Genomic DNA, 25,728 nt, shown 5'->3' on the forward strand with positions numbered 1-25,728 from the left:
ATGAGTCTTGCCTCCATAAGTTTAAAACGTCCAGTATTAGCATTTGTAATGTCTATTACAATTGTACTTTTTGGTGCTATTGGTTTTAAATCGCTTGGTATCCGAGATTATCCAGCCATTGATCCGCCTATCATCACCGTCCGTACCAGCTATACAGGTGCTAATGCCGATGTCATTGAATCCCAAATTACAGAACCCTTGGAGGAATCCATCAATGGAATTGAGGGGATTCGTACTATTTCATCCTCCAGCAATCAGGGTTCCAGTTCCATTACGGTAGAATTTAATTTGGATGCAGATTTAGAAACTGCCGCCAATGATGTGCGAGATAAAGTATCGCAAGCGCTCAAACAATTACCGACTAACATTGATGCGCCACCGGTGGTTACCAAATCAGATGCCAATTCGCAAGCCATTTTAGCCCTGACAGTACAGAGCAGCACAAAAAATCAATTACAGGTATGCGATTTCTCAGAAAATGTAATTGAACAACAATTACAAACAATACCTGGCGTAAGTACGATACAGGTTTGGGGAGAGCAAAAATATGCCATGCGTTTGCGTTTGAATCCATCTAAAATGGCATCATGTGGCGTCACTGCATTAAATGTACAAAATGCTCTTACCGCTCAAAATGTACAACTCCCTGCAGGACAGATTGAAGGCAATACAACAGAATTGACGGTACAAACAAAGGGTTTGTTAGTAACGGAAGAAGATTTTAACAACTTAATTATCAAAACGGATTCGACAAATGTAATACGACTAAAAGACATTGGTTATGCACAATTGGGTGCTGAGAATGAAGAAACTATATTAAGGGCATCCGGTACTCCGATGATTGGATTGGGCGTAGTTCCGCAACCGGGAGCCAATTATGTGGACATTGCCAATGCGTTTTATAAACGTTTAGCACAAATAAAAAAAGACATGCCGAAGGATTATACCTTCAATGTGGCACTGGATGAAACAAAATTTATAAAACAGTCTATTAGCGAAGTAGAAGAAACACTATTAATCTCTTTCGGATTAGTAATCCTGATTATTTTATTGTTTTTTAGAGATTGGATCATTGCGCTTCGCCCTCTAATTGATATTCCTGTATCCTTGATAGGCGTTTTTTTTGTGATGGATGTTGCAGGCTTTTCAATCAATATTCTTACCTTACTGGCAGTGGTGCTGGCAACTGGTTTAGTGGTAGATGATGGAATTGTAGTTACCGAAAATATTTACAAAAAAATTGAAGAAGGAATGCCTGCGATGGAAGCGGCACAAAAAGGATCAGAAGAAATTTATTTTGCCGTTATCTCTACTTCACTCACGCTTGCCGTAGTATTTTTACCGATTGTTTTTCTTCCTGGGTTTACAGGAAGATTATTTCGTGAATTTGGAATTGTAGTAGCAGGAGCTGTATTAATCTCTGCCTTTGTATCGCTTTCATTAACGCCTGTTCTCAACGTACTTCTCACTCGGAAAGTTAAAAGAAGAAATAATTTTTACGAAAAAACAGAGCCGTTTTTTGTTTGGATGAATACTTTTTATCACCAAACATTGACAAAATTTATGAAAAAACGTTGGCTTGCCTTTGTGATTATTGCTTTCTGTTTTGGTGCTATTTATTTTATCGGAAAAAAATTGCCAACAGAACTTGCTCCCTTAGATGACAAAAGTGTACTGCGTATTATTTCCACCGCTCCAGAAGGGTCTTCGTATGAATACATGGATCATTACATGAAACAGCTAACGGAACTTGTGATGGATTCTATTCCTGAAAAGAAATTTTTTCTAACCGTTACAGCACCTGGTTTTACAGGCTCAGGATCTGTTAATACGGGCTATGCTCGATTAATGTTAGTTGCCCCAGAAGATCGTACGCGGACGCAAGATCAAATTGCTAATTATCTTTCCAAACAGCTTAAAAACATGCCCGATGCGAGGTCGGTTGTGATTCAAGAGCAAACTATTGCTGTGGGCAGTGCAAAATTCGGAATGCCTGTACAATATGTTTTACAAGCTCCTAATTTTGAAAAACTAAGAGAACAATTGCCTCCATTTCTAAAAGCGGTACAATCGGATCCTGTGTTTCGAATGGTGGATGTGGATTTAAAATTCAATAAACCAGAATTAGATATTTCTGTTAATCGAGATAAAGCTCGCAGTTTGGGCGTTTCTATTATGGATATTTCGCAAACTATACAAGCCGCTTTGAGTGGGCAGCAGTTCGGCTATTTTATTATTAATGGAAAACAATATAAAATTATCGGTCAATTGGATCGCGCATACCGCGATAAACCACTCGATTTAAAATCGCTTTACGTCAATAATTCACAAGGCGTAAGCATTCAATTAGATAATTTAGTAACCGTTAAAGAAGAAAGTGCACCTCCTCAATTATATCATTACAATCGGTATGAATCAGCTACTGTTTCCGCAGGATTAGCTCCCGGAAAAACTATTGGAGATGGCATTGCAGAAATGGACAAAATTGCTAAAAAAGTATTGAGCCCGGATATTACAACGGCTTTAAATGGCGCTTCACGCGATTATGCGGAAAGTTCTTCCAGTATTTCATTTGCTTTCGCATTGGCTCTTGTGTTAATTTATTTGCTTTTGTCGGCACAATTTGAAAGCTTTATTGACCCTTTAATCATTATGGTTACCGTTCCACTTGCTATTGCTGGCGCATTAATCGCACTTTGGTATTTTAATCAAACACTCAATATTTTTAGTGAAATCGGAATTATTGTCCTCGTGGGATTGGTAACTAAAAACGGAATTTTAATTGTGGAATTTGCCAATCAACGTAAGGAACATGGTTTGTCTGTAATGGAAGCTGTAATTGAAGCAGCTACCGGACGATTACGACCTATCTTAATGACTACCTTAGCAATGGCGTTGGGTGCATTGCCGATTGCCTTAGCATTAGGCGCAGGATCTAAAAGTAGAGTTTCGATGGGAATTGTAATTATTGGCGGATTGTTATTTGCGCTCCTACTTACCTTGTTGGTGATTCCTGCCATCTATTCTTTTTTCTCGAAAGAACACAAAAAAGAAATAATCCCACTATCTGAAAATAAGTTAAAAGCATGAAAAAAAGAGGGCTTGAAAAAATATTTTTCCAAATCACTTTTTTGATGATTGGAATTTCTGCACAACTAAAAGCGCAACAAATACTCAGCATTGACAGCGCGATTGCGACGGGTTTGAAGAATAATTTTTCGATTCTCATTGCAAAAGGTGATGTGGAAATTTCAAAAAATAATAACAGCTATGCAAATGCTGGGTTCTTGCCACAAGTGAGTTTAAATGCTTCTAAAAACCTTACCAATAGCAATATTAATCAGCAATATGCCAGCGGATTGGATTTGAATAAAACAGGAGTTGCTTCCAACGCTTTTAATGCGAGTGCTGCTTTAAATTGGACCCTTTTTGATGGATTTAAAATGTTTGCTACACGCGAAAAGTTGCGTCAATTAAATGATATGGGGGAATTGAATGCAAAGGCGACCATCGAAAATACCGTGATGAATATTATTACGACGTACTACAATGTGGTACAACAAAAACAATTGACTAAAGTTGCTACGAGTGCTATTTCGCTGTACGATGAACAAGTAAAAATAGCACAAGAAAAATTTGAAATTGGCTCTGGTTCTAAATTAGATTTATTGCAAGCAGAAGTGAATAGAAATGTAGAAAAAGCCAATTTACTCAAAGACAATGTAGCTTTGAATAACGCGAAAACAACATTAAACCAATTACTCGAACAACCCGTGGATATGGATTTCGACGTAAGCGATAGCATTGTTATTACCTATAACCCAACCCTCGATCAACTTGCAACAGATGTCAAAAAACAGAATTACGATTTAAAAATAGCACAAACAAATTTGCTTATTTCGCAATCTGTTGTGAAAGAAAAACGCTCGGAAGCCTATCCACAAGTGGGATTCGATTTAAATTATAATCTTGCGCGTTCCAACAGTTCCGCCGGATTTTTATTACAAAGTCAAACTTTGGGCTTAACAGGAGGATTCACAGCATCGTGGCTCATCTTCAATGGTTTCTCGGCTCGCAGAGATTATCGAAATGCTGTGATCGGTTCTTACGAAAGTAGTTTGCAATTAAAAAATACCGAAACTACGGTCAGTGCTTCTGTTTTACAAGCCTATAAGCAGCACGCAGCCGATTTGGAAATGCTGCAATTGCAAGAAGATAATTATGGTGTAGCACAAGAAAATATCAATGTTGCTTTGGAGCGATTCAAATTAGGAATTTCTTCCGGGTTGGAATTGAAACAAGCTCAAGATAGTTTTGAAAATGCCGGCAATAGTTTGGTTTCAGCGCGTTATCAAGCAAAAATAAGCGAAACGCAATTGATGGAATTAAATGGAATGCTGGTGAAATAAAAAATATCTTTACAAAAATTTCAATACAAAATGGCAACGCATCGCATATTGTTAGTAGAAGATGAGCCACATTTGCAAAAAGCCATCCGGCTAAATTTAGAAATAGAAGGATATTCGGTAACACTTGCAAGTACAGGAAAACAGGCAATACAAGAATTTAAAGCAGCTCGTTTTGATTTAATTATTTTAGATGTGATGCTCCCAGAAATGGATGGTTTTGAAGTATGTCAAATTATCCGATTGGAAAATAAAAACATTCCCATTCTTTTTTTAACGGCTAAAAATTCCAGTCAAGATAAAATCCAAGGATTAAAAATAGGAGCAGACGATTACCTCACAAAACCTTTTAACTTAGAAGAATTTTTACTACGCGTGCAAGCTTTGTTGAGGCGTTCTACAAAAATAATTCTGGTGGAAAATGAAATGAATAATTACATTTTCGGAAACAATAAAATTAATTTTTTGACGTACGAAATCTTTGATTTTAAAGGACAAAAACAGCAAATTTCTAAAAGAGAAATACAACTTTTAAAACTGTTGATTGAAAATAAAAACAACGTAGTGTCACGCGAAATTATTTTAGAACGCGTTTGGGGATACGACGTGTATCCGTCCACTCGAACCATTGATAATTACATTTTAGCTTTCCGAAAATATTTTGAACCGCATCCCAAAAATCCAATTTATTTTCATTCTGTGAGAGGTGTTGGTTATAAATTCACAAACGAAAATTAATTTTTCGCTACTCTTTTAGTACGTGAACTTCCGTTCTCCTATTTTGTTGACGACCTTCCTCTGTATCGTTTGGCGCCACCGAATCAGCGTCTCCATAACCTTTTGCCGTAAGTCTGGCAGCATCTACACCTTTCGCAATTAAATAATTACGAACTGCATTTGCACGATCTTCCGATAATTTTTGATTGGCAGTTGTATTGCCCACATTGTCGGTATATCCTGCAATTTCAATTACCAATGTTTTTTTCAATTTCATGTATTCCGCCAATTGATCAAGCGCATTATTTGATTCTTTTTTTAAGGTTGATTTTCCAGTGTCGAAAAAAACATTTTTCAAAGTATATACTTTCGGTAAGGCTACTTTAATGGTATAATTAAATTTTAAAATACCTTCTACCATTGGTATATTAATGGTTTTGTAATCCTTGTCGTCCGAAAATGCTTTGTATTTTACTTTGTATTGATCGCCTTTCGGAATCAGAATTTGGAACGTTCCGTCTGCTTTAGTTACACCAGAATATATTTTTTTTGTTTTCAAAGATTCAAAAGAAACAGATTCACCTTCTTCGGATTTATTTGCCGGATTCACCACTTTTACAGTCAATAAAGCTTCTGCTCCGTTGGGCTCTAAATCCTGTGCGAATAAAGAAAAAGATAAAAATGTTGAAAATAAAGCGAGTAGAAAAAATATTTTTTTCATGGTAGTTTTTTTAAATTAATTCTATGTAAAATTAGGAAAAGAAATTTAACGATGACAAATCGTTTTGAAATCACAGTATTGACAAATTTCTAAATCTTCTGTTTGTTTAAACGGAATTTCGGGATTGTAAATTTCTAAAAATAAATTTTTCAAAACCATTTCGAATTCATCCAATGTGTTTTTTTCAATGAATTTATTTTGCGCTACACTTACTGGTTTCAACCAAGCACTTAGCTGTCGAAAAGAAATTACGGCAGACTGAATTTTTTTATTTTCTTCTGGATTCGAATGTTGATACATCAAGGCATACATCAATAATTGGAAACTTTTTGCAAACGTTATATTATTGCCAATTTCAGTCAAATTATCCATCCTCAATTCCTTGTCTTCCGCCTTTCCCGTTTTGTAATCAATAATTCGCGTACATCCACCGACGCTATCAATTCGATCCGCAATTCCTTTTATTTTTATTTTTTTATTTTCCAGAAAAAGAGTTGCTTCAATTGATTTTTCAAGCGCTTGAATAAATAAAAATTGATTTTCATTTTCTTGTTTTTTGATATTCTCCAATTCTTTATTCAAAAAATCACGAATATATTTTTCAGCCATTTTTAAGGTGATGAAATTTTTTCCTTGTGCCAAATCTGTTGGATGATAATATTCGGAAAGTGCTTTAAATACAACAGATTCAACCTGTAATTTCATGTTTTTAATTTCGGATTCAGAAATTTTATTTCCGATATGTGGTGTATATAAAACTTGCAAAACCTTGTGGATAGCTGTTCCTAAGGTATCGGCTTCAATGGTTTCGGACACTTCTTCCTCTTTTTTTAATCCTGCAATTAATTGAAAATAAAATTGCAGCGAACATCTTTTGTAAGTATTCAGGAGCGAAGGTGAAAATCCGGATTCTGCTTTTTTATCCAGCCTTTCAAGTATATCGACTGTTTTTTCTACAACGATTTTTTCTTCGGTTGAAAAATTATTTTTTGAAGTGTCTAACTTTCGTTCTTCAATTTCTATTGCTTTACTTTTTTTGACCAATTCATACATCAATTGCGTAATAAACCTGCTTTTTTCGCCATTTCCAAACGTATCAGCTTCCGTGTTGTAAAGTAAATAAACCGTTTTAGCACGTTGTAAAAGTCGGTAAAAAAGATAAGCGTAAACGGCGTCTCGGTCTGCGTATGTTGGCAATCCGAATCTTTTTCGCAAATCAAAAGGAATAAAAGAATTACTTGATTTTTTGGAAGGCAAAATATTTTCGTTTGCAGAAAGTAAAATGATTGTTTCGAAATCCAAGTTTCGAGTTTCCAGCATCCCCATTATTTGCAATCCTTTCAGCGGTTCTCCGTAAAATGGTAATTGGGTGGAGTTCACTGTTTGTCGAAATATAGTTTGTAAAGTTTTTGGTTCGTTTAAGAAAGAATATTTCTCACGTAAATTTTGTGTTTGAAAAATTATTTTTTTGAAGGCAGATAAAAACTCGGATTCCAAATTAACGCGTTCATTATTTTCTTTGTCATCAACAATTTCACTTGTTAATTCCACTAAATAATTCAAACAATTTAAAACATCAGAACCATTTTTCCATTCCTTAAAAAGAGGTTGTAAGGATTGAAAATACTTTTTTTGATCGTCGTTTAATACTGCACTTATTTTTTCGACAGATATAAAAACAAAATTTTCTTTTTTGATTAAATCAATAATTGAATAATGTGCCTCAATATTTTTTTTGCGAGCGCTAAAACTCTTTAAATACGGATGGCTTAGCAAATTTAAGACATCCTTAAAATAAAATTTTTCAGCACGCTTAAAAGTGATATCATGTAATTTAAAAATCAATTCGAACAAAGTATTAAACGATGTATTTTTAAGTGGATAACCCATCGTAATATTCACATCGCACACATTTTCAGGCAAGGAATTGAGTACCGGAAAAATTAAATTTTCGTCTGCCAATACCAATACTGTTTTTTCAAAATCTTGTTCGGAGAATGTTTTTTTTTCAGAGAGAATACCTCCTGCAATCTTTGCCTGTGCTACATTTTTCGGAACACCGAGCAATGTGATTTTTTTTGCTGTTTCTGACAATTGATTTTCTGAAAATAAAAATTTCTCAGGATGAGTTTCGTAGCCAAACTTTTTTTTGTATTCGCGAATAAATTTTCCAGCTTCTTGCATTGGATCGTCGGTATAATAGGTGTCGACATCCCAAAAAAGTTCTCCTTTATTTGATTTTACAAGCGTTTCTATAATTTTTTCTTCCGCAGCATTGAAGGCATTAAATCCTGCAAAAATAAATTTGTGCGCGTTTTTACTTGTTATTTTTTGCGTAATATTTTCGGCAACAACTCGATATGCTAAGCCTTTGTACGCTTTATTTTGTTGAAGTAAATTTAGTTTCAATGCTTCGTAATACTTCCCAAAATCCTCCCAGAAAAAACTGTATTTTTTTTGCATTTCCGTTAGCGAATCAGCACCAAAACTCCAGTTTTCAATTTCTTTTACATCGGATAAATTTTGAAAAAGTTTTTGTGTATCCGCTAAATACGTATCAATTTCACTAAAGTCTTGAAGTAAAATTCCTGCCCATTTACTGTAATTTTCAAAGGATTCAAAATTCTTTTTTTTGAGTGTTTTGTGGATGAGGTATAATTCAGAAAGCAATTCGGTTGTATCAATGATTTGAAGCGATGAAAGCTCTAAAATAAGATCTTCTGAAGAACTAATTTCGGGTAACCAAGCAGTTTTTTGGAGGATTTTTGCCAATTCATTTTTGAAAAATAATCCAGCTCTTTTATTCGGAAAAACAATGTATAATTCATTTAGCTTTTCTGCATATTGCTCGTGTAAATGTTGCGCTAATTTTTGTAAAAAACTTTCCATTCCGAAAAAAATATTTTTGATAAATTTAGCGTTTATTTGTAATACTTATGGAAGCAAAACGCGAGATTACATATCCTCAATACCGAAAATATTTACACGGAAAAACATTTTTCAAAATCCATTCGGCAGATTATTTTGAGGAAATACAATGGATGGGAAGCCGCTGTACAGTCCATCAATTTCAAGCAAAAATTTTACCTGATCGAAATTTTATTTTCGACATGACTTTTGATTACGAAAAAAATTGGATAGAAATTTCGGAAGCAGAATATCTTTTGGCTAAAAGTAAATGTGGCTGATGTTGCTTTATCTTTTGAAAAAAATAAATCCCAACACTACAAAAAATCCCCACAAGAAAAGTAAAATTACTAAGGAAAAACAACCTGTTATAGCCGTTTTGAAGAAACAACCTTGATATTGTTTTTTATCTGTTCCTTCAATTTGTTGAATTGGTTTAATTTCGTTTTCTTCCATCGGCTCAAAGGTATTAATTATTTTCAGCAAGTTATTTTTAGACTGTTGTTAAATAAAAAAACTCCTCTTTTTAGGGAGGAGTTTTGGAGGTTCGAAAAAATATTTTTTCTACCAGATTTCTGCTCTGTCTGCATCTGTGCGATAAAGTGCATCGCCTGGTTTTATATCAAATGCTTTGTAAAATTCCGGCATATTTGATAATGGACCATTCACTCTAAATTTACTTGGCGAGTGTGGATTGGTTTTAATTTGTTGTTTCAAAGCTTCTGGACGAATATTGTTTCTCCAGCCTTGTGCCCATGAAATAAAGAAACGTTGATCGGGTGTAAAACCATCTATTGTTCCTTCCGGATGTTCTTGCAATGCCTTTTGGAACGCATGATACGAAATTGTTAATCCACCTAAATCGGCAATGTTTTCACCCAAAGTGAGTGCGCCATTAACATGCATGCTGTCAATTGCAATATCATTGTCAAATTGTTTTACTAAAATATTTGTTTTCTTTTTAAATTTAATACTGTCCTCTTTTGTCCACCAGTTGTTCAAATTTCCTTGCGGATCATATTGGCAACCTTGGTCATCAAAACCATGTGTAATTTCGTGTCCGATGATAGCTCCCATAGCTCCATAATTCATTGCGTCATCGCGATTAGGATCGAAGAATGGTGGTTGCATAATTCCGGCAGGAAAAACAATTTCGTTCATCGAAGGATCGTAATAGGCATTGATGGTTGGAGGTGTCATACCCCATTCGGTGCGATCAACTGGTTTGCCTAATTTATTGGCATCGCGTTTAAACGCATACACATTGGCTCTCATGTCGTTTTCAACATAGGAATCTTTGGTAATATTGAGCGATGAATAATCTTTCCATTTATCAGGATAACCTAATTTACGCATGATAACATCTAATTTTGCAATGGCTTTCTTTTTCGTTACATCACTCATCCAATCGCGAGAATTGATACGCTCTTTGTAGGTTGCAATTAAATTGTCCACCATTTCGTTGACACGCTTTTTAGCATCTGCAGTAAAATATTTTTCTACATACAATTTACCTAATGCATCGCCCAAAGCGCCATCAGTAGAACCTAACACGCGTTTCCATCTGGGTTGCATTGTTTTAACTCCGTATAAAACTTTACCATAAAAAGCGAAGTTTACGGCTTCAATGCTATCGCTCAAATAACGTGCTTCACTGTGTAATAAATCGAAGCGCAAATAAGCTTTCCAGTCGTTTACAGGAACAGATTTAAACATGTTATTCAGTTCGGAATAAAAATTTACTTGGGCAACAATTACATTGTCTGCATTTTTTATATCAACAGCAGATAAGTATGCGTTCCAATCAATATTAGGTGTGAAAGCAATTAATTGTTGCAATGTCTTTTTATTGTATTGAGCTTCTACATCACGCATTTCTACACGTGTCATAGATGCTTTTGCAAGTTGTGTTTCTATTTTAATAACAGTTGCAGCTTCATTTTTGCAAGCTTCTGGTGTATCGCCCATTAAGCCAAACATTTTTTCTAAGTAAGCAGCATATTCTTTTACCAAACCAGCAGCAGCAGGATTCAAATAATAGTCTCTGTCTGGCAAACCTAATCCGCCTTGATACAACTGAGTAATCATTTGATTGCTTGCTTTTGGATCTTGACCAACACCAAAATTAAACATGGTATTTACGCCATTCACTTGTTCTTGCGCAACTACTGTAATTAAATCTTTGGTGTTTTTGATGTTATCAATCATTGCAAACTCCTCTTTCAAAGGAGACATGCCGTCTTTATTTAATTTAACAGAATCCATTCCGCTGGCATAATAATCACCCAGTTTTTGTGCATCACTTCCCGGTTTGGTATTTTTATCAGCAGAAAGGCTGTCTAATATTTGATGAAGCTCTTTTTGGTTACGATTTTCCACTTCGTTAAAACTGCCCCAAGAAACTTCTGCGGCAGGAATGGGATTGTTTTTTAGCCAATTACCATTCACATAATCATAGAAATCGTTTTTGGGACTAATCGTCGTGTCGAAGTTAGCTTTCACAATTTCATCTTTGTATTGATCGGATGAATCTGTGGTTTTAGAAGCATTGTTACAAGCTGCCAAACCTATGATGGCAGCGAGCATCAGGAAAGAATTTGTTTTGTTCATGGAGTTTTTTTGTTTTTTCAGGATGCAATTTAGTCAAAAAATAGTACCAAATACATTCTATTAAAAATGAATGAAAAAGAGATTCCGAAAATTAATTTTTCAAACCGCTCTTTCCTCCTCAATAATGGGTGTGCTTACAAGCAGGTGTATTGATAATAAAGGAAGCGTTCCTTATCAGTGAAGGATTATAATTTTATCTGCTTTTACTAAATTGCCTTCGCCATCTGTTATCCTGTAATAATACAATCCCGAAGTTAAATTGTTAGTGGAAAGAGTAGTAATATTACCTGATAATTCCTCACATTCCACTGCTTGCCCGGTGGTATTATATAAACAAATACTTCCTGATTTCAGTTGTTGCATATCTACAGCTACATTCAATAAATTAGTTGCTGGGTTTGGATATACTTTAACACTCACCTTAACAGGCTTTATTTCATTTACTCCTGTAAATAAACTATCCGCATAAATGCTATCTGTACTCACAATCACATCATCTATGTAGTAATAGGCGTTTGTCCAATTATTTGATGATGAAGCTGAAGAATTAACAAAAACGGTATCTACATGTGCATCATCCACAAAATTGCCAATCACAATATATTGTTCTCCTCCTACTGCCACAAAACTGCCGTTAACTTTCATCCAATTTACTTTATCTGTTAGTGGATTATGTGCCGTATCATTGCTTATTTGTGGGCTATAGTTGATGACAGTATCGCTGGTGAAAACTGTATTAATACTTGAAAAATAAGCGCCTATATTATTGCAAGCATATTTTTCGTTATCCGCCAAACTGACATAAAACGTAACATAATATCTTATTCCACCTATCAGTGGACCTATCAAACTATCCTGTATATAATCTCTATTCTCAGGATAAGTTATAAGATAGGTGTAAATACCGGCATAAGACACTCCTGTATGAGCATATTGGTACCCATATCCATTTGAAGGAACACTCACAATGGCATTACCCGTGCATTGAGTAAAGTAACTGGGTCCCCCCCCCTCCTCCAGTCCAATATTTGGTGTAGCCAAAAAATTGGTCTGAAGTTGATGGACATTGAAGTTGGTTTTCAAAAGAATAATTAGGCACTAAATTTTGCGCTTTTGTTTTCACTGAAAAGGAAAACACACAAAAGTAAAAAGAAAGAAAAATTATTTTTCTCATAAGTGGTAAATGAGTACCAAAGATATGATTTTTATGATGTTCATTTTAAACCTTAGCTGATTTCTTTCCAAAGAAGAAGGAAAAAGTTGCTCTTGCATTTGCTGTATCAAGTAGTGGATAGCGATTTTCTGCCTGTTCAATTCTTTCTTTTCAATTTTAATCATTTTAAAGAGAACTTACCTATTATAGAGCTGTTAGCATGACACTAAGAACTGTGAGTGAGGCACTAAGAACTATAAGTAAGGCACTAAGAGCTGTGAGTAGGACACTAAGAACTCTTAGTATGACACTAAGAACTGTGAGTGAGGCACTAAGAACTGTTAGCATGACACTAAGAGCTGTGAGGTAGACACTAAGAACTGTGAGTGAGGCAGTATGAATTGTGACTGAGGCAGTCTAAGCTATGAGTAGGACACTCACAACTCATTTATTGACAGTTTGAGTATCCGTTTCCGTACCCGAAGTGTCGTCCGTGGTAGTTGAAGAAGTAATTTCTTTCTGAAAAAATATTCGAATCGTTTTCCAACGCGCGGATTCTGAATCAAGTTCAGAATCACATTTGCGCTTGCATTTTCTTATTGGTACATCTGCACATTCTCAAATTTCCAAATCAATTCTCCATTCTAAATTTTCAATTCTGCATTAAGTTAAAACGCTCTTTCTACTGCAATGATCCATCTAAATTGAAAAAAGCCTTGATCAGTTGCCGGTGGATGATTCAAAAACAAAGGCATATCAAAACGTATTGTCAAAGGATAAACTGTTTGTAAGGGTCCCCAACGTTGTATGGTAAGTGCTGTCCCTACACCTGCATCTGCACGTAAATTGCCAAATGCAAGAGTGTTTTGAATTTCATTATCGTTGATAAATCCGGCATCTCCGAACAAATAAGTTGCCAAGTGAAAATAGTTTTTTAGAAAACGGGGATTGAATTTTACCACATTATTAAACTCTAATTCCGCATTTACAGCCGCACCAGAAGTGCCTTTATAGGTATAAACAATGTTGCCATTTTTATCCATTTCGGGCGCTAAATAATCCGCATAACCGCGTAAATTAAGTCCGCCACCAGCTTGGAACGGACCCATTGAAGAACCGAAACCTGCCATACTCTGAGAAAAAGCTCCCGCAGAACGCGTAAATTTATCGTCCATCATTTCTTCTGGATTGGCGCCTGCTAAATACAAAGCGGATTCATCGGGCGTATTGGTGCCCATGCCGTATTGTGCAATCAAACGCGTAAGCAATTTAAGTTTCCAAATGTTTTTTTTATTGATGTTGGTGATGTTCAAATTGCTGTAATTGTAATCGTTGGTGAGCGCGCTCGCTTTTAACTCGGCAATGATAGTTCCGCTGTATCCGTGCGTATTGTAGGTGTGTTCGATTCCGAAATTAAGGGTATTATTGAATTTCTGCACTTCCCATTCTTGCGGATCTAAGAGGTAATTAAGCGAATATTCGCTTGGACGATACATTGTTTTAAAATAAACATACACGCGATTTTTTAAAGAATTATCTTTCTTCTCGAAACCTATTTTAGCGGCATTTAAACCATCCAATACTTTCGCAGATAAAAACACATCCGAATGCGGCATAAAGTTATCCGTAGCTGTTTTGTAAGAAAGTGTAAATGAAATTTTATCAAATTTATTGATACCGGAATCCGAAACTTGTCTTTGAAACATACCTGTATTAAACCAAAAAGTAGCATCAAAAACATGATAGTAATTGAGGTAATCTCCGTGTAAATGCAAGCCTGCTTTTAATCCATCGTAATTATTGTACCAGGCATCGGGGCGCGCTAAAAAAGTATATTTTGTCCAATCGGGCGTGTTGTAAATTTTCGAATCAAAGGCGGATTTAACAGGCTTTTTATAACTGTTATCAAGCATGTAAACATCTGCTAAACGATGTGAAGGATCAATTTGTACATCTGCAATTCCATTCGGAATAGTTACCGTTGCTTGATACGTTGGTTCTATTTTGGTTCCCCAGCCAATCCAATGTTTCAACACTATAGCTTTTGTTTTTTTAGTGAACCAAGTATTCGGAATGTAAAAATGAAAAACGCTGTCGTTGTTATTAATCACATCAAAATCAATCGGCATTTGCATTTCGCCTTTTCGTTTAAATGTGATAATATATTGATTCGGTGATTTCCCTTTTTTTACGGAAGATACCGCATAATCAATGGTTTTAGTAGTCGTCATCCATTCATCAAAAAACCAATTCAAATCTACGTGCGTGTAATTAATAACCGAATTTCTGAAATCCATTAAATACGGATGACAAAATTTCCATTGATTAAAATAATGCTGCATTGCTTTTAAAAACAAACTGTCACCAAGCACATATTGCAAATTGTACAACATCGTAGCCGTTTTAAAATACACCTGACTGTATCCGCCGCCGTGAGCAACTGCGCCGTTAAAATCGTCCGAATGCGTATTGAGGGTTACTGGGAATCCGAAAATATTATTAAACATATACCCATTGTAAACATTGGTATTTCGAACCAATGTAGAATCTCTATAACGATTTACATACGCTGATTTTTCAGGATTTTGAATGTCGTGTAAACCATCAATGTGTTCTAAGTCCCAGGAAGTCATAAACTGCGTAAAGCCTTCGTCTAAAGCCGCGCGGTAAGTTTCATTATTGGAAACCATTGCAAAAAACCAGTTATGACTGATTTCATGCGCCAACAAACTTCGATAACTCGGATCAAAACCACCATCCAGCGTAAGCATCGGATATTCCATGCCATCGCGTGCATCCGCCACAATCATTTTCGGATACGCATACATTCCAATACTTTCCGAATTTGTTTGAATTACTTTTGCCGTAAATTCAGCTGCATTTTGCCAGCCCGAAGCGTGTTGTTCCTGTGCTAACGCGATGCATTTAATTCCGTGCCAATCGACTTCTCCAATACGAAAAGTTGGATCCGCAACAAGCGCAAAATCAAAAACATTTTCTGCATGAAATTTCCACGTTTTATAAGTTCCATCCGGTTTTATGATTTCAGATGGCGCAGATTCCCACGGTTTATCTTTAAAATTTTTGATATCCAACTTTTCGCGTAAATCGCCTGGATACATTTCTTTTTCGTTTAACAATGTTCCCGTTGCACCCACAATATAATTATTCGGGAAAGAAATTTCTGCATCAAACGTTCCGAAATCACCGTAAAATTCGTGTCCGAGATGCTGATCTGTTTGCCAACCAAATTTACGATCGTACACCGCAATACGCGGATACCAATGCACTAAATCGTATTGTTTGTAACCAAAAGCATTGAAACTTTTCATTCGGCGACGCATTGTTCCGTGATCGAAATACGTTTTAAATTCAATGTGAAAAGTAACCGATCCGCCTGTTTTTAAAGGCGTTAAAAGCAATGCCTTCATAATCGTATTGTCTGTTTCTGTTTTTAATTCGATTCCGTTTATCGTAATTTTTGAAACAACCAATCCTAATTTTTCTTTTTCATAACGACCGAAAGAAAGCTTCTGACCATTGTTTTTAGATAGATTGGCATAATAGGAATTCGGCTGAAAAGCATCTTGATACAAATGAAAAAAAACGAAAGCCAAGGTATCGGGCGAATTATTCCAATACGTTAAATCTTCCGAGCCATCCACAATATCTGTGGAATCATTCAACGTCGCTTTTATTTTATAATACACATATTGCTGCCAATAATCAGCAGACGGTTTTTTATTTTTCCAGTAATAAGGATTTTCCGACGTTCGATACGTGTTGGGCGGAAAAGAAAAATTTGTTTGCGAATGTATTTTCGGTAAAAAAAGAAGTAGTAAAAAAAGCGATAGTAAAAATATTTTTTTCATAGAAGAATTAGCTAACGGTTAATGTTATGCGAAAATAAGCAAATCTGCGAAATGAATTTTAGATTGGAAGAATTAGGCTTCAAAAAAATAATTTTTCAAACGAGAATTTAGTATGTCAAAAAAAGCTACTAATTGGACATTTTAGCATTTCCGTGTTTGGCATGGCTGATACTGGCGTTGAGTTCAAATCCCAACAAAATATTTATAGAATTAAAATAAATCCACATCATAATCACAATCAGCGTCCCGATGGAGCCATAGAGTTTATTGTATTTCCCAAAATTATTCACATAATAGGTAAATCCGATACTCGTAACAATACATAAAAAAGTAGCGAAAGTAGCTCCAGCACTAATAAACCTCCATTTTTTATTGTTCGCCGGACCTAAAAAATAGGTGAGCGAAATCAGTAAAAAAAACAAAATAAAAACAATTATCCATTGCCCAATTTTGATAAGATAAAATGCCAAAGCACGCTGAAAATGGAGTTTATGGAGTAGAAAAACGGTGAATACAATCAATGCAATTGCAATAAAAATAATAATGGATTGAACGATAAAAAGAAACAATGCAACCAAACGCTGCATCAAAAAACTACGTGTTTCTGTAATTAAATAGCTGGTGTTAAAAGCGGTAATCATTGCATTTACTCCGTTGGTAGAAAAATAAAGCGTCGCAAAAAAGCCAAACGAAAGCAATCCACTGTGATGATGTTTGACAATATCCGTAATGGTTGCCTGAGTTGCTTTGAAAGCATCCGTCGGAAGAATATCTTGTAAAATGTCAATTAAATTATCCTGAAAATGAGCAATGGGAACGTAAGGAATGAGCGTGAAAATAAAAATGATAGAAGGAAAAATCGCTAAAAAAAAATTAAACGCAATGGAAGAAGCGCGCGTAGTGATGTATCCTTTTTGAATACTTTTAAAAAAGAAAAGTAATACTTTGTACAACGGGATTCCTTCAAAACCGGGCAGTACAACTTTTTTTAGATAAAAAATAAGCGCTTCGCTTAGTGGGTGTTTGCGTAAATAAAATTCAATTTTTTTTAGCATATTAAATCGCCTTGAGGCTCATGTCAAGACTTTTTACACTGTGTGTTAGTGCGCCTACCGAAATAAAATCAACACCACAAAGCGCATAGCTGCGAATGTTTTTTTCTGTAATTCCGCCTGAAGCTTCGGTTTCAAATTTCCCATTAATTAATTTTACAGCTTTTTTTAAATCAACAATGGAAAAATTATCCAACATGATTCGGTCAATTCCTCCTGCGGAAATTATTTTTTTAACCTCTTTTAAATCGCGCGCCTCTACTTCAATTTTTAATTTCTTCTTGTTTTTTTTCAGATATAAATGCGTTGCCTTTATCGCTTTTTCAATACCTCCGGCATAATCCAGATGATTGTCTTTGAGCATAATCATATCGTATAAACCCATCCGATGATTATCTCCGCCACCAATTACAACCGCCCATTTTTCCATAAAACGTAAGCCCGGACTTGTTTTTCTTGTATCAATAATGGTTGATTTTGTTCCTTTGCATTTTATTTTTAATTGATGTGTTGCTGTCGCAATACCGCTCATACGTTGCATACAATTAAGTACCAATCGTTCTGTTTTTAATATAGAATGGACGCTTCCTTCCACAATAAAAGCAATATCGCCTTTCCTAACAGCAGTTCCATCCGAAATGTGTTCTTTAAAAAAAAAGTTTTTATCCGCTGTTTGAAAAATTATTTTTGCGAGCGCTACTCCAGCTAAAATTCCGTTTTCTTTAATTAGAAGATGTGCTTTCCCTTTAGCAGAAAGCGGAATACTCGCTAAAGAAGAATGGTCTCCATCGCCAATATCTTCTCGCAAGGCATTTTTTATAAAAGAAATTAATTTTTTTTCGGAAATGGGCAAATGCTTAGTTGTCCTCAAGATCGATGTGGAATTGTTGAATGTAAAATTTGTTGTTTACTTTATTCAATAAAAAATAGGTTCTGTATTTGCCGTGCGATGTGATAAGTGTGCCAATAATGTATTGCGAATCTACTTTCACGCTACTTTTGTGCACTACTACAAATGATTTAACGCTGTGTTTCGCGAAAAAATCTTTAATAATTAATTCTGCCTGCGATTTGCTGTAAACTCCTTCTTGTTCTAATATTTTCAAATCTACACTGCTATTAAAAAAGGCAGAAATTTTCTGAGCATTTCCTTCTTTTACTGCTGCATTTACTTCATCTGCGGTATCTGCATAAGCGCCAATTCCTGATACAAAGAGCAGAAACATCGCTAAAATTATTTTTTTCATTTTTTCATATTTTTTGATATTTATAAGCAATAATCAAGCCAAAAATTCAAAAATAAAATACCTTTGTTCTTGTATTCATTTTGCAAAAGTAAGATTTTTATTTTTTAACTACTCGAATGAAAATTACATTTATCGCTATCGGAAAAACAACCGACGAATATATCAAAACAGGATTTCAATTGTATGAAAACCGTTTGAAACACTATTTGAATTTTGATTTTAAAATTTTACCTGAATTAAAAAATACAAAAAATGTTAGTTTAACAGAACAAAAAAAAGCAGAAGGGAATTTATTGCTCAAAGAACTCAAACCGACTGATTTATTAATACTTTTAGACGAAAAAGGGAAATCGTTTAGCTCAGTCGAATTTTCCACTTACCTTCAACAAACCATGAATAAAGGATTTAAGAATGTGGTATTTGCTATTGGTGGACCTTACGGATTTTCGGATGAAGTGTATGCAAAGGCGAGTGACAAAATTGCTTTATCACGTATGACTTTTTCGCATCAAATGGTGCGATTGATTTTTGCAGAACAACTATACAGAGCCATGACCATTCTTAAAAAAGAACCTTATCATCATATTTGATTTTTTATGAATGAGATAAAAAATACGGCATACATCGAGAATCTTGAATTCACGCAGTATCTACTATTTGCGATATCTGTATTTTTTATTTTTCTGATTTCATGGTTGATACAAAAACGGAAAATAAAAACCAACCCTCTTTACAAATATTATACAAGAGGGGTGATGACAAAAATTTTTGGAGCTTTCGTTTTTTGCATGGTGTACATTTTTTATTACCACGGTGGAGATACGATTTCTTATTTTGAAACATCCCGAGCTTTAACAAATTTGATGGTGCAAAATCCGAATGATTTTTTAACTGTAATTAGCCAAAAAGCAAGTATTGAAAATTATTATTTATTTGATGGTCATACAACTGGATATCCTTGGCCTTATATGTATTACGACTCGAAAACCTTTTTTGTAGCTAAATTATTGGTTCCGTTTCTATTTATATCTTTTAAAAGCTATTTGCTTGCCAGCGTCCTATTAGCTTGGGCTTCCTTTGTAGGTATTTGGAAAATGTTTTTAATGTTCGGGAAATTATATCAAGAAATATCTGTTCAATTAGCCATTGCAGTTTTATTTATTCCTTCCGTTGTTTTTTGGGGATCAGGGATTTTAAAAGATACGATAACGCTATCTGCTTCCTGTTGGTTTATTTATGCTTTATACAATTCTCTCATCATAAAAAATAAACGAGCTAAAAATTTTTTCATATTATTTTTAAGTGGCTATGTGATTTTTGCCATCAAGCCATATATTTTATTTGCCTTGCTTCCAGGTGGTTTAGTATGGATTATCTACGCACGTATTTTAAAAATTAAAAATAAATTTTTCAGATACTCTGTTATTCCCTTGATATATTTGATAAGTTTTGGAGGCGGATACGCCCTTTTAAATTCAATGAAAAACTCTATGAGCATTTCCGGCTTATTGGAAGAAGCATCTGTGAAACAAAACGATTTAAAAAGCACTGATTACGAAGGACATTCATTTGATATTGGAAGTTATGATCCCTCAATAGCAGGAGCTTTGAAAGCTTCTCCGGCTGCAATTGTTGCAGGATTGTACCGACCATTTATTTGGGAATCAAGAACTGTAATGATGTTATTATCTGCACTGGAAAACACGGTTTATCTCGGATTAACCTTGTGGATATTACTACGTATCAATGTGTTTCGCTTGTTACGTATTATTCTCGATAATCCTTTGATACTTTTTTGTTTATCTTATGTTTTATTTTTCGCACTAATAGTGGGTTTGTCCACTTCTAATTTTGGCTCCTTGGTGCGATTTAAAATTGCCTACGCTCCCGAATTTTTAAGCGCATTATTCATCATAAATTATTTTAGAAAAGAGAAACGGAAGCTAAAAAACTAAATCTTTTTTTCGTAAAATCCTTTGATGCTGTCACCCATTTTAAAAAGAGACAACAATGTGTTGATCGAATTTTTTATCACTTTCAAAAGTATATTCTGTTCTATTTTACCTCGTAATTCCTGATCTTCATCAACTTGGGCATTCGAAAAATTATTTTTTTGAATGCTTTTTTTAAAGCGTTTTATACTGATTCCAGTTGTGTCTAATTTTATTTTCCGAAAATTATTTTTTTGAAAAAATACATTAATCGTTTTGGGTGTGTAATACGAAAGATGTTCGGGATACTCTATCACATTCCAATTCTGTTTTAAAACCAATCGACTTATCGAATTAAAATTAGGCGTTGTAAAATAAAAAAGTCCGCCAAGCCTCAGAATTTCACGAATATTTTCCAGTTCACTTTGCGGATTATTGATATGCTCAATCACTTCAAAAGAAGTAATCACATCAAAATTATCTTTGGAATAATTGGCAGAATTTAAAATTCCTTGATGGATTGTAATTCCTTTTTTTACACAAGTTTCCATCGCTTCATCCGTAAATTCAGTACCGAAAGTTTGCCAACCTCTTTTTTTAGCGACTTCCAAAAAATAACCATCTCCGCAACCGATGTCTAATATTTTATTTGTTTTTCGATATTTTTCAAACGCGTCAAGTAATTCTTCGTAACGCTTTATCGTAATGGCAGAAATCTCTCCACCACGTTTATATTTTTGATAATGTGCAATAAGTTCAGTTGTTTCAGGAATACGTTTTCCGAAAACAAAATTACATTTTTGGCATTGCACCAAATACGCATGTTGGTAATTTTCCAATTCTACCAAACAATCGGAATTGCATAACAAACAAGCAGAATGAGTTGCGTACATTTTATTATTCAGCTAAATTTTGTTCCCATTTCCAAGCCGTTTCCATCATCGCATCCAAATCGAATTTCGGTTTCCAACCCAATTCTTTTTCTGATTTCGAAGTGTCGGAATAAATCGCTTCTACATCGCCATCACGCCTTTCGCCCATTTCAAAATTTAATTTTTTACCACTTATTTTTTCAAAAGAATGAATGGCTTCCAAAACACTTACGCCATTTCCTGTTCCTAAATTATAGGTGGAAAAATTTTCAGAAATGTCATCGGAAATTATTTTTTTCAACGCAATAACATGAGCCGAAGCAATATCGCAAACATGCACGTAATCACGAATACACGTTCCATCACGCGTTGGATAATCGTGTCCGAAAACAATCATTTTTTTTATCTTTCCGATAGCCGTTTGCGTAATTACAGGAACCAAATTATTGGGCTTGTTAATCGGAAATTCTCCAATTAAAGCGGATTTATGTGCGCCCACCGGATTAAAATAACGTAAAGCAATTACTTGAAGTCCTTTATTGGCAATAGTATAATCGCGTAAAATAGTTTCACCAATTTGTTTCGTGTAAGCATAAGGAGATTCCGCTTTTCCGAGTAGTGTGGTTTCTTGAACAGGCAGTTTATCAATATTTCCATAAACAGAACAAGAAGAAGAAAAAATAATTTTTTCGATATTGAATTTGTTGGCAGCATTTAAAATACTGAGTAAGGAATTAATATTATTGTGATAATATTTTGCCGGATTTTCAACCGATTCAGGAACCGATTTAAAAGCGGCAAAATGAATGATACCAATAATATTTTTTTCAGTTTCAAAAACTTTTTCTACTTCCGATTGATTGCATAAATCAATGTTGTAATTTTTTACTTTTTTGCCCGTAATTTTCTCAATTCGATCAAAAGTTATTGCGGATGAATTGGAAAAATTATCTATTGAAATCACTTCAAAATTAGTATTTTCGAGTAACTCAATAATCGTGTGCGAACCAATATAACCCGCACCTCCCGTAACAATTATTTTAGATTCCATAAATTTGTTTATACACTTTTTCAGCGATTTCAAAATTACGATACTTTTCGGCAATCGGTCTAATTTTATTATACAACTCGTTTCGCGAATTATTTTTCAATAAAGCATCTATTTCTTTAATTGATTTTAGATACGCTTCTGGATTTAGTTCTTCCAACACACTCCCAATTTTATTTTCACGAATAATATCTGAATCTTCCGAAATATTTTTTGTAATGACAATCGGCAAACCTAAAGCCCAATATTCACCATCTTTTATAGGAGTGCAATATTTTTTTGTCGACACTGATTTTACAGGAGTGATAGCGAAATCAGCCAATCCAATATAATTAGGAATTTGTTTATGTGGAACAAATTGGTGTACAATTGTTTCCTTTTGTAATCCTGATTTTTCAATCATGGTATTAATTTCATCTTTACTTTGCGATGAAAGCAATAGCACTCGAAAATTATTTTTCCAGTAATTTTCTGCCACTTTAAAAAAATCAAACACTTCATTTTCTAAATAAATTCCACCAAATTTCCCAGCATAAACACATACTATTTTATTTTTAAAATTTAAATCATTTAGTAATTTTTCATTTTTGATATTTTTGTCGGAAAACATATATAAATCAACACAAGCAGGCTTCACGAAAAAATTATCTTTTTGATAATTGTATTTTTCTTTCGCATATTTTTTCATCTCTTCTGTAGCTGAAATTAAATACAATGCACGATTTGCTTGTAACTTCTCGAGTTTAAAAAGTAACTTAAAGGCAATACTACTTTTTTTCCAAGAGCCATTTTCGACCATCGCTTCCGCATGTGGTTCAAAACTATCAATAATTAATTTTGTTCCTGTCAAAACAGATAATATATATCCCATTCCTCCAGCGGGAGTGCACCAAGCATGGATAATAGAAATTTTTTGTTCGCGAATTAATAGAATTAATTGGAATACTGTTCTTATCCACATAATTAATCCTCGCCAGCCTAAAGGCTGGTATAAAATACTGATATTTTCAATATTATTTTCTGTCCGAGTTGTTTCTTTTTGAGATTTTTTTTTATCAAGTGTAACTAAAAATAATTTGTTTTCGGAGGAAATTTGTTCAGCAATTATTCTCACATAAGGAAGCGTATAAGTTTGTATCAAAGCATCTTGATAATCCCAATAAGTTAGAATTAAAATATTTTTTTTCGGAATCAAAATACCAAATGTTTTAGTATTGCAAAAAAACGTCTCGAAAAAATAATTTTCTGATTAACTTTTATTCCTTTTAATAAATAATAGATAGCAGTTATTTTATTTTTTTTCACAAGTGCTAAATGTAAGGCAACATAGGTATAACAGCTCGATTTGAATTTATGCAAATCATTTTTATAATACGAAACGATTTCTGAATTCTGTAAAACCATTTTCATAAATAAGTCTATTCTTTCTATTAATTTATTTTTATCGGTTTGTAAAACGCTGCGCTCATCGTGATTAATAATAGCAGAAGTAATAACATTGTTGCAATGTATTTTGTATTTACAAGCTAAACGCAGCCATAATTCCCAATCTTCCATGACAGCTAATTCTCTATCTTCACTAAATAAATTTTGTTGTGCAATTCCTTTTCGCAAAAAAACGCCTTGACAACTCATTAAATTACCTTCAATTAATTTTGTGTTGATATTACCCTCACACACAGGCATTTTTCGAATAACATCTCCATTTGTTTTTTTTATTTCGTAACGAAGATGAATAATTTCAGGAAAATTATTTTTTCTAATGATTTCGTTCGCAACCTCTAAATGGTTGGGATAAAAAACATCGTCTGAATCTAGAAAAGTGATATAATTTCCTTTTGCCAATTTTGTTCCAAAATTTCTTGCTGCGCCGCGCTCTGCGTTTGATTTTTTATAATATACAATTCTTTTGCTGTTGATCGATTTTATAATTTCTTCGGTATTGTCGGTACTGCCATCATCAACAACAATAATTTCATAATAAGCATAAGTTTGTTCAAGTGTACTTTTTAAAGTGTTTTCAATTAAATGCGCTCGATTATAAGTAGGGATAATTACTGTAAAAAAAATATTATTCTCCATAAAGCTTTTCTAATTTAGTAATCATTACATCCATCGAAAATATTTTTTTTATACTTTTTTTTCCTTCTTCAATTATTTTTTCTTTTAAGGGTAAATTTTCTATCAGTTGTATTATATTCGTTGCAATTTGTTCTGAATTTTTAAATGGAACAACAAGTGCGTTTTCATTGTGTTTTATATAATCAGCTGCAATGCCTGACAATGACACAACCGATGGAACTCCTGCCGCCATTGTTTCAATATATACTTGTCCGAAGGCTTCACTTTTTTCATCGATCGGAGCATGAACAAAAATATCAAAGAGTTGGTAGAGCGCGAATATATCTTCTTCAAAATTTATTTCTGTGTAATTATTTTTTGGTAGCTCGCTTAATAATGTTTCAATTTCATTTTTATACGGACCGCCTGCATTTGCCAATACCAAATGTGCATTGGGATATATTTCAATTATTTTTTTAAATGCGGGAATAATATATTGGATTCCTTTCCAATGAATGTACCTTGAAATTACTCCAATTACGGGAGATTTCGGTTTCAAACTAAAATTTCGCGCAATTACATTTTCAATTCTCTCTTGCGAAATATTTTCAAATTCTTCTAATTGGAATCCGTGATGTATCAATATTATTTTACTTGGATTCACATGTTCCATTTCTACCAAAATGTTTTTTACATTTTCGCTAATGGCGATAATATCAGTAGAAATTGAATTGATGTATTTATCGTATTTAACTGCTTGTGGATGATATTGATGATGAATGGTTGCGTTGTGCCGCGTGTGAATTCTTTTTTTTATGCCCAATATTTTTGCCGCAGTAAGGCCAACAATGCACGCATCAAATAAATGACAATGAACAATATCTATTTTTTTCTGCTTTAATATTCTCATTATTTTAAAAATAGCAAGCGGAATATCATTTTTGTTTTTATAATTTACACGAAACGTAGGAATATCTTTTTTGATTAAAAAATTTTCTAAAGGCGAATTTTGATTATTTAAAAGTATAAAAAAAAGTTCAAACTTAGATGAATCAATATCCTCAGCAATCCATTCAAAAGCAACGGATTTATTGACAGAGGAAATTATGTAAGCTATTTTTTTCAAACTTA

General features: G+C 34.1%; 20 protein-coding genes. 6 read left to right on the plus strand and 14 right to left on the minus strand.

Translation table 11 applies throughout. The features are described 5' to 3' along the window. Genes ABIZ51_05830 through ABIZ51_05840 form a run of 3 tightly spaced genes read left to right on the plus strand, consistent with a single transcriptional unit; the run spans position 1 to position 5,144 of the window. Complete coding sequence (locus tag ABIZ51_05830) at positions 1 to 3,090, plus strand: efflux RND transporter permease subunit (GenBank protein MEO7088295.1); 3,090 nt, start codon at positions 1 to 3, stop codon at positions 3,088 to 3,090. Between the two features lie 44 nt (positions 3,091 to 3,134). Next, positions 3,135 to 4,409 carry a TolC family protein gene (locus ABIZ51_05835; GenBank protein MEO7088296.1) on the plus strand — a complete coding sequence of 425 codons (1,275 nt, stop codon included), beginning with the start codon at positions 3,135 to 3,137 and terminating at the stop codon, positions 4,407 to 4,409. 30 nt (positions 4,410 to 4,439) lie between these two features. Then, positions 4,440 to 5,144: a response regulator transcription factor gene (locus tag ABIZ51_05840; GenBank protein ID MEO7088297.1), complete on the plus strand. Its 705-nt coding sequence runs from the start codon at positions 4,440 to 4,442 to the stop codon at positions 5,142 to 5,144. Between the two features lie 7 nt (positions 5,145 to 5,151). Here ABIZ51_05840 and ABIZ51_05845 read toward each other — a convergent pair whose 3' ends face one another. Then, complete coding sequence (locus tag ABIZ51_05845) at positions 5,152 to 5,844, minus strand: OmpA family protein (GenBank protein ID MEO7088298.1); 693 nt, start codon at positions 5,842 to 5,844, stop codon at positions 5,152 to 5,154. Positions 5,845 to 5,889: 45 nt separating this feature from the next. Further along, positions 5,890 to 8,733 carry a PD-(D/E)XK nuclease family protein gene (locus ABIZ51_05850; GenBank protein ID MEO7088299.1) on the minus strand — a complete coding sequence of 948 codons (2,844 nt, stop codon included), beginning with the start codon at positions 8,731 to 8,733 and terminating at the stop codon, positions 5,890 to 5,892. 47 nt (positions 8,734 to 8,780) lie between these two features. Here ABIZ51_05850 and ABIZ51_05855 point away from each other — a divergent pair, with 47 nt between their 5' ends. Beyond that, positions 8,781 to 9,032 carry a hypothetical protein gene (locus ABIZ51_05855; GenBank protein MEO7088300.1) on the plus strand — a complete coding sequence of 84 codons (252 nt, stop codon included), beginning with the start codon at positions 8,781 to 8,783 and terminating at the stop codon, positions 9,030 to 9,032. Between the two features lie 7 nt (positions 9,033 to 9,039). On the opposite strand, the gene ABIZ51_05860 is transcribed toward ABIZ51_05855, so the two are convergent. The 7 genes from ABIZ51_05860 to ABIZ51_05890 form a co-directional block, all read right to left on the minus strand. Further along, positions 9,040 to 9,237 (minus strand): hypothetical protein, encoded by a 198-nt coding sequence (locus ABIZ51_05860; GenBank protein ID MEO7088301.1) that lies wholly within the window; start codon positions 9,235 to 9,237, stop codon positions 9,040 to 9,042. 78 nt (positions 9,238 to 9,315) lie between these two features. Beyond that, a complete protein-coding gene (locus tag ABIZ51_05865; protein MEO7088302.1) occupies positions 9,316 to 11,361 on the minus strand; it encodes a M13 family metallopeptidase in 2,046 nt (681 codons plus the stop codon). Between the two features lie 174 nt (positions 11,362 to 11,535). Further along, positions 11,536 to 12,327 (minus strand): T9SS type A sorting domain-containing protein, encoded by a 792-nt coding sequence (locus ABIZ51_05870; GenBank protein MEO7088303.1) that lies wholly within the window; start codon positions 12,325 to 12,327, stop codon positions 11,536 to 11,538. An 855-nt stretch (positions 12,328 to 13,182) separates the two neighbouring features. Continuing rightward, the gene (locus tag ABIZ51_05875) at positions 13,183 to 16,386 is read right to left on the minus strand and encodes a M1 family metallopeptidase (protein ID MEO7088304.1); all 3,204 of its coding nucleotides are present in this window, start codon (positions 16,384 to 16,386) and stop codon (positions 13,183 to 13,185) included. 128 nt (positions 16,387 to 16,514) lie between these two features. Beyond that, entirely contained in the window at positions 16,515 to 17,441 is a 927-nt protein-coding gene (locus tag ABIZ51_05880) for a YihY/virulence factor BrkB family protein (protein MEO7088305.1), read from the minus strand. A gap of 1 nt (position 17,442) precedes the next feature. Further along, on the minus strand, positions 17,443 to 18,309 hold the full coding sequence (nadC, locus tag ABIZ51_05885; GenBank protein MEO7088306.1) for a carboxylating nicotinate-nucleotide diphosphorylase: 867 nt from the start codon (positions 18,307 to 18,309) through the stop codon (positions 17,443 to 17,445). Beyond that, positions 18,296 to 18,685, minus strand: a complete 390-nt coding sequence (locus tag ABIZ51_05890) for a DUF4783 domain-containing protein (GenBank protein ID MEO7088307.1) — start codon at positions 18,683 to 18,685, stop codon at positions 18,296 to 18,298. Before ABIZ51_05890 ends, nadC begins: the two co-directional genes overlap by 14 nt. A 116-nt stretch (positions 18,686 to 18,801) precedes the next feature. Here ABIZ51_05890 and rlmH point away from each other — a divergent pair, with 116 nt between their 5' ends. Continuing rightward, positions 18,802 to 19,275: a 23S rRNA (pseudouridine(1915)-N(3))-methyltransferase RlmH gene (rlmH, locus tag ABIZ51_05895; protein MEO7088308.1), complete on the plus strand. Its 474-nt coding sequence runs from the start codon at positions 18,802 to 18,804 to the stop codon at positions 19,273 to 19,275. 198 nt (positions 19,276 to 19,473) lie between these two features. Further along, positions 19,474 to 20,640 (plus strand): hypothetical protein, encoded by a 1,167-nt coding sequence (locus ABIZ51_05900; protein ID MEO7088309.1) that lies wholly within the window; start codon positions 19,474 to 19,476, stop codon positions 20,638 to 20,640. Here ABIZ51_05900 and ABIZ51_05905 read toward each other — a convergent pair. From ABIZ51_05905 to ABIZ51_05925, 5 genes are read right to left on the minus strand one after another with little or no spacing between them, the layout of a single operon-like run. Next, a complete protein-coding gene (locus ABIZ51_05905) occupies positions 20,637 to 21,509 on the minus strand; it encodes a class I SAM-dependent methyltransferase (GenBank protein ID MEO7088310.1) in 873 nt (290 codons plus the stop codon). The two genes, ABIZ51_05900 and ABIZ51_05905, sit on opposite strands and share 4 nt — an antisense overlap. Positions 21,510 to 21,513: 4 nt before the next feature. Beyond that, entirely contained in the window at positions 21,514 to 22,539 is a 1,026-nt protein-coding gene (galE, locus tag ABIZ51_05910; GenBank protein ID MEO7088311.1) for a UDP-glucose 4-epimerase GalE, read from the minus strand. Then, positions 22,529 to 23,731: a glycosyltransferase gene (locus tag ABIZ51_05915; protein MEO7088312.1), complete on the minus strand. Its 1,203-nt coding sequence runs from the start codon at positions 23,729 to 23,731 to the stop codon at positions 22,529 to 22,531. The genes galE and ABIZ51_05915 overlap by 11 nt, the downstream gene beginning before the upstream one ends. Then, positions 23,728 to 24,618: a glycosyltransferase gene (locus ABIZ51_05920; protein ID MEO7088313.1), complete on the minus strand. Its 891-nt coding sequence runs from the start codon at positions 24,616 to 24,618 to the stop codon at positions 23,728 to 23,730. The genes ABIZ51_05915 and ABIZ51_05920 overlap by 4 nt, the downstream gene beginning before the upstream one ends. Continuing rightward, complete coding sequence (locus ABIZ51_05925; GenBank protein MEO7088314.1) at positions 24,608 to 25,723, minus strand: glycosyltransferase family 4 protein; 1,116 nt, start codon at positions 25,721 to 25,723, stop codon at positions 24,608 to 24,610. The genes ABIZ51_05920 and ABIZ51_05925 overlap by 11 nt, the downstream gene beginning before the upstream one ends. Positions 25,724 to 25,728 lie beyond the last annotated feature (5 nt).

This window comes from Bacteroidia bacterium (assembly GCA_039924845.1).
Taxonomy (GTDB): Bacteria; Bacteroidota; Bacteroidia; order DATLTG01; family DATLTG01; genus DATLTG01.

Bases quoted from the DNA above. Each gene is read 5' to 3' on its own strand.
- ABIZ51_05830 (MEO7088295.1), top strand. From the start codon at position 1: ATGAGTCTTGCCTCCATAAGTTTAAAACGTCCAGTATTAGCATTTGTA.
- ABIZ51_05835 (MEO7088296.1), top strand. From the start codon at position 3,135: ATGATTGGAATTTCTGCACAACTAAAAGCGCAACAAATACTCAGCATT.
- ABIZ51_05840 (MEO7088297.1), top strand. From the start codon at position 4,440: ATGGCAACGCATCGCATATTGTTAGTAGAAGATGAGCCACATTTGCAA.
- ABIZ51_05845 (MEO7088298.1), bottom strand. From the start codon at position 5,844: ATGAAAAAAATATTTTTTCTACTCGCTTTATTTTCAACATTTTTATCT.
- ABIZ51_05850 (MEO7088299.1), bottom strand. From the start codon at position 8,733: ATGGAAAGTTTTTTACAAAAATTAGCGCAACATTTACACGAGCAATAT.
- ABIZ51_05855 (MEO7088300.1), top strand. From the start codon at position 8,781: ATGGAAGCAAAACGCGAGATTACATATCCTCAATACCGAAAATATTTA.
- ABIZ51_05865 (MEO7088302.1), bottom strand. From the start codon at position 11,361: ATGAACAAAACAAATTCTTTCCTGATGCTCGCTGCCATCATAGGTTTG.
- ABIZ51_05875 (MEO7088304.1), bottom strand. From the start codon at position 16,386: ATGAAAAAAATATTTTTACTATCGCTTTTTTTACTACTTCTTTTTTTA.
- ABIZ51_05880 (MEO7088305.1), bottom strand. From the start codon at position 17,441: ATGCTAAAAAAAATTGAATTTTATTTACGCAAACACCCACTAAGCGAA.
- ABIZ51_05890 (MEO7088307.1), bottom strand. From the start codon at position 18,685: ATGAAAAAAATAATTTTAGCGATGTTTCTGCTCTTTGTATCAGGAATT.
- rlmH (MEO7088308.1), top strand. From the start codon at position 18,802: ATGAAAATTACATTTATCGCTATCGGAAAAACAACCGACGAATATATC.
- ABIZ51_05900 (MEO7088309.1), top strand. From the start codon at position 19,474: ATGGTGTACATTTTTTATTACCACGGTGGAGATACGATTTCTTATTTT.
- ABIZ51_05905 (MEO7088310.1), bottom strand. From the start codon at position 21,509: ATGTACGCAACTCATTCTGCTTGTTTGTTATGCAATTCCGATTGTTTG.
- galE (MEO7088311.1), bottom strand. From the start codon at position 22,539: ATGGAATCTAAAATAATTGTTACGGGAGGTGCGGGTTATATTGGTTCG.
- ABIZ51_05920 (MEO7088313.1), bottom strand. From the start codon at position 24,618: ATGGAGAATAATATTTTTTTTACAGTAATTATCCCTACTTATAATCGA.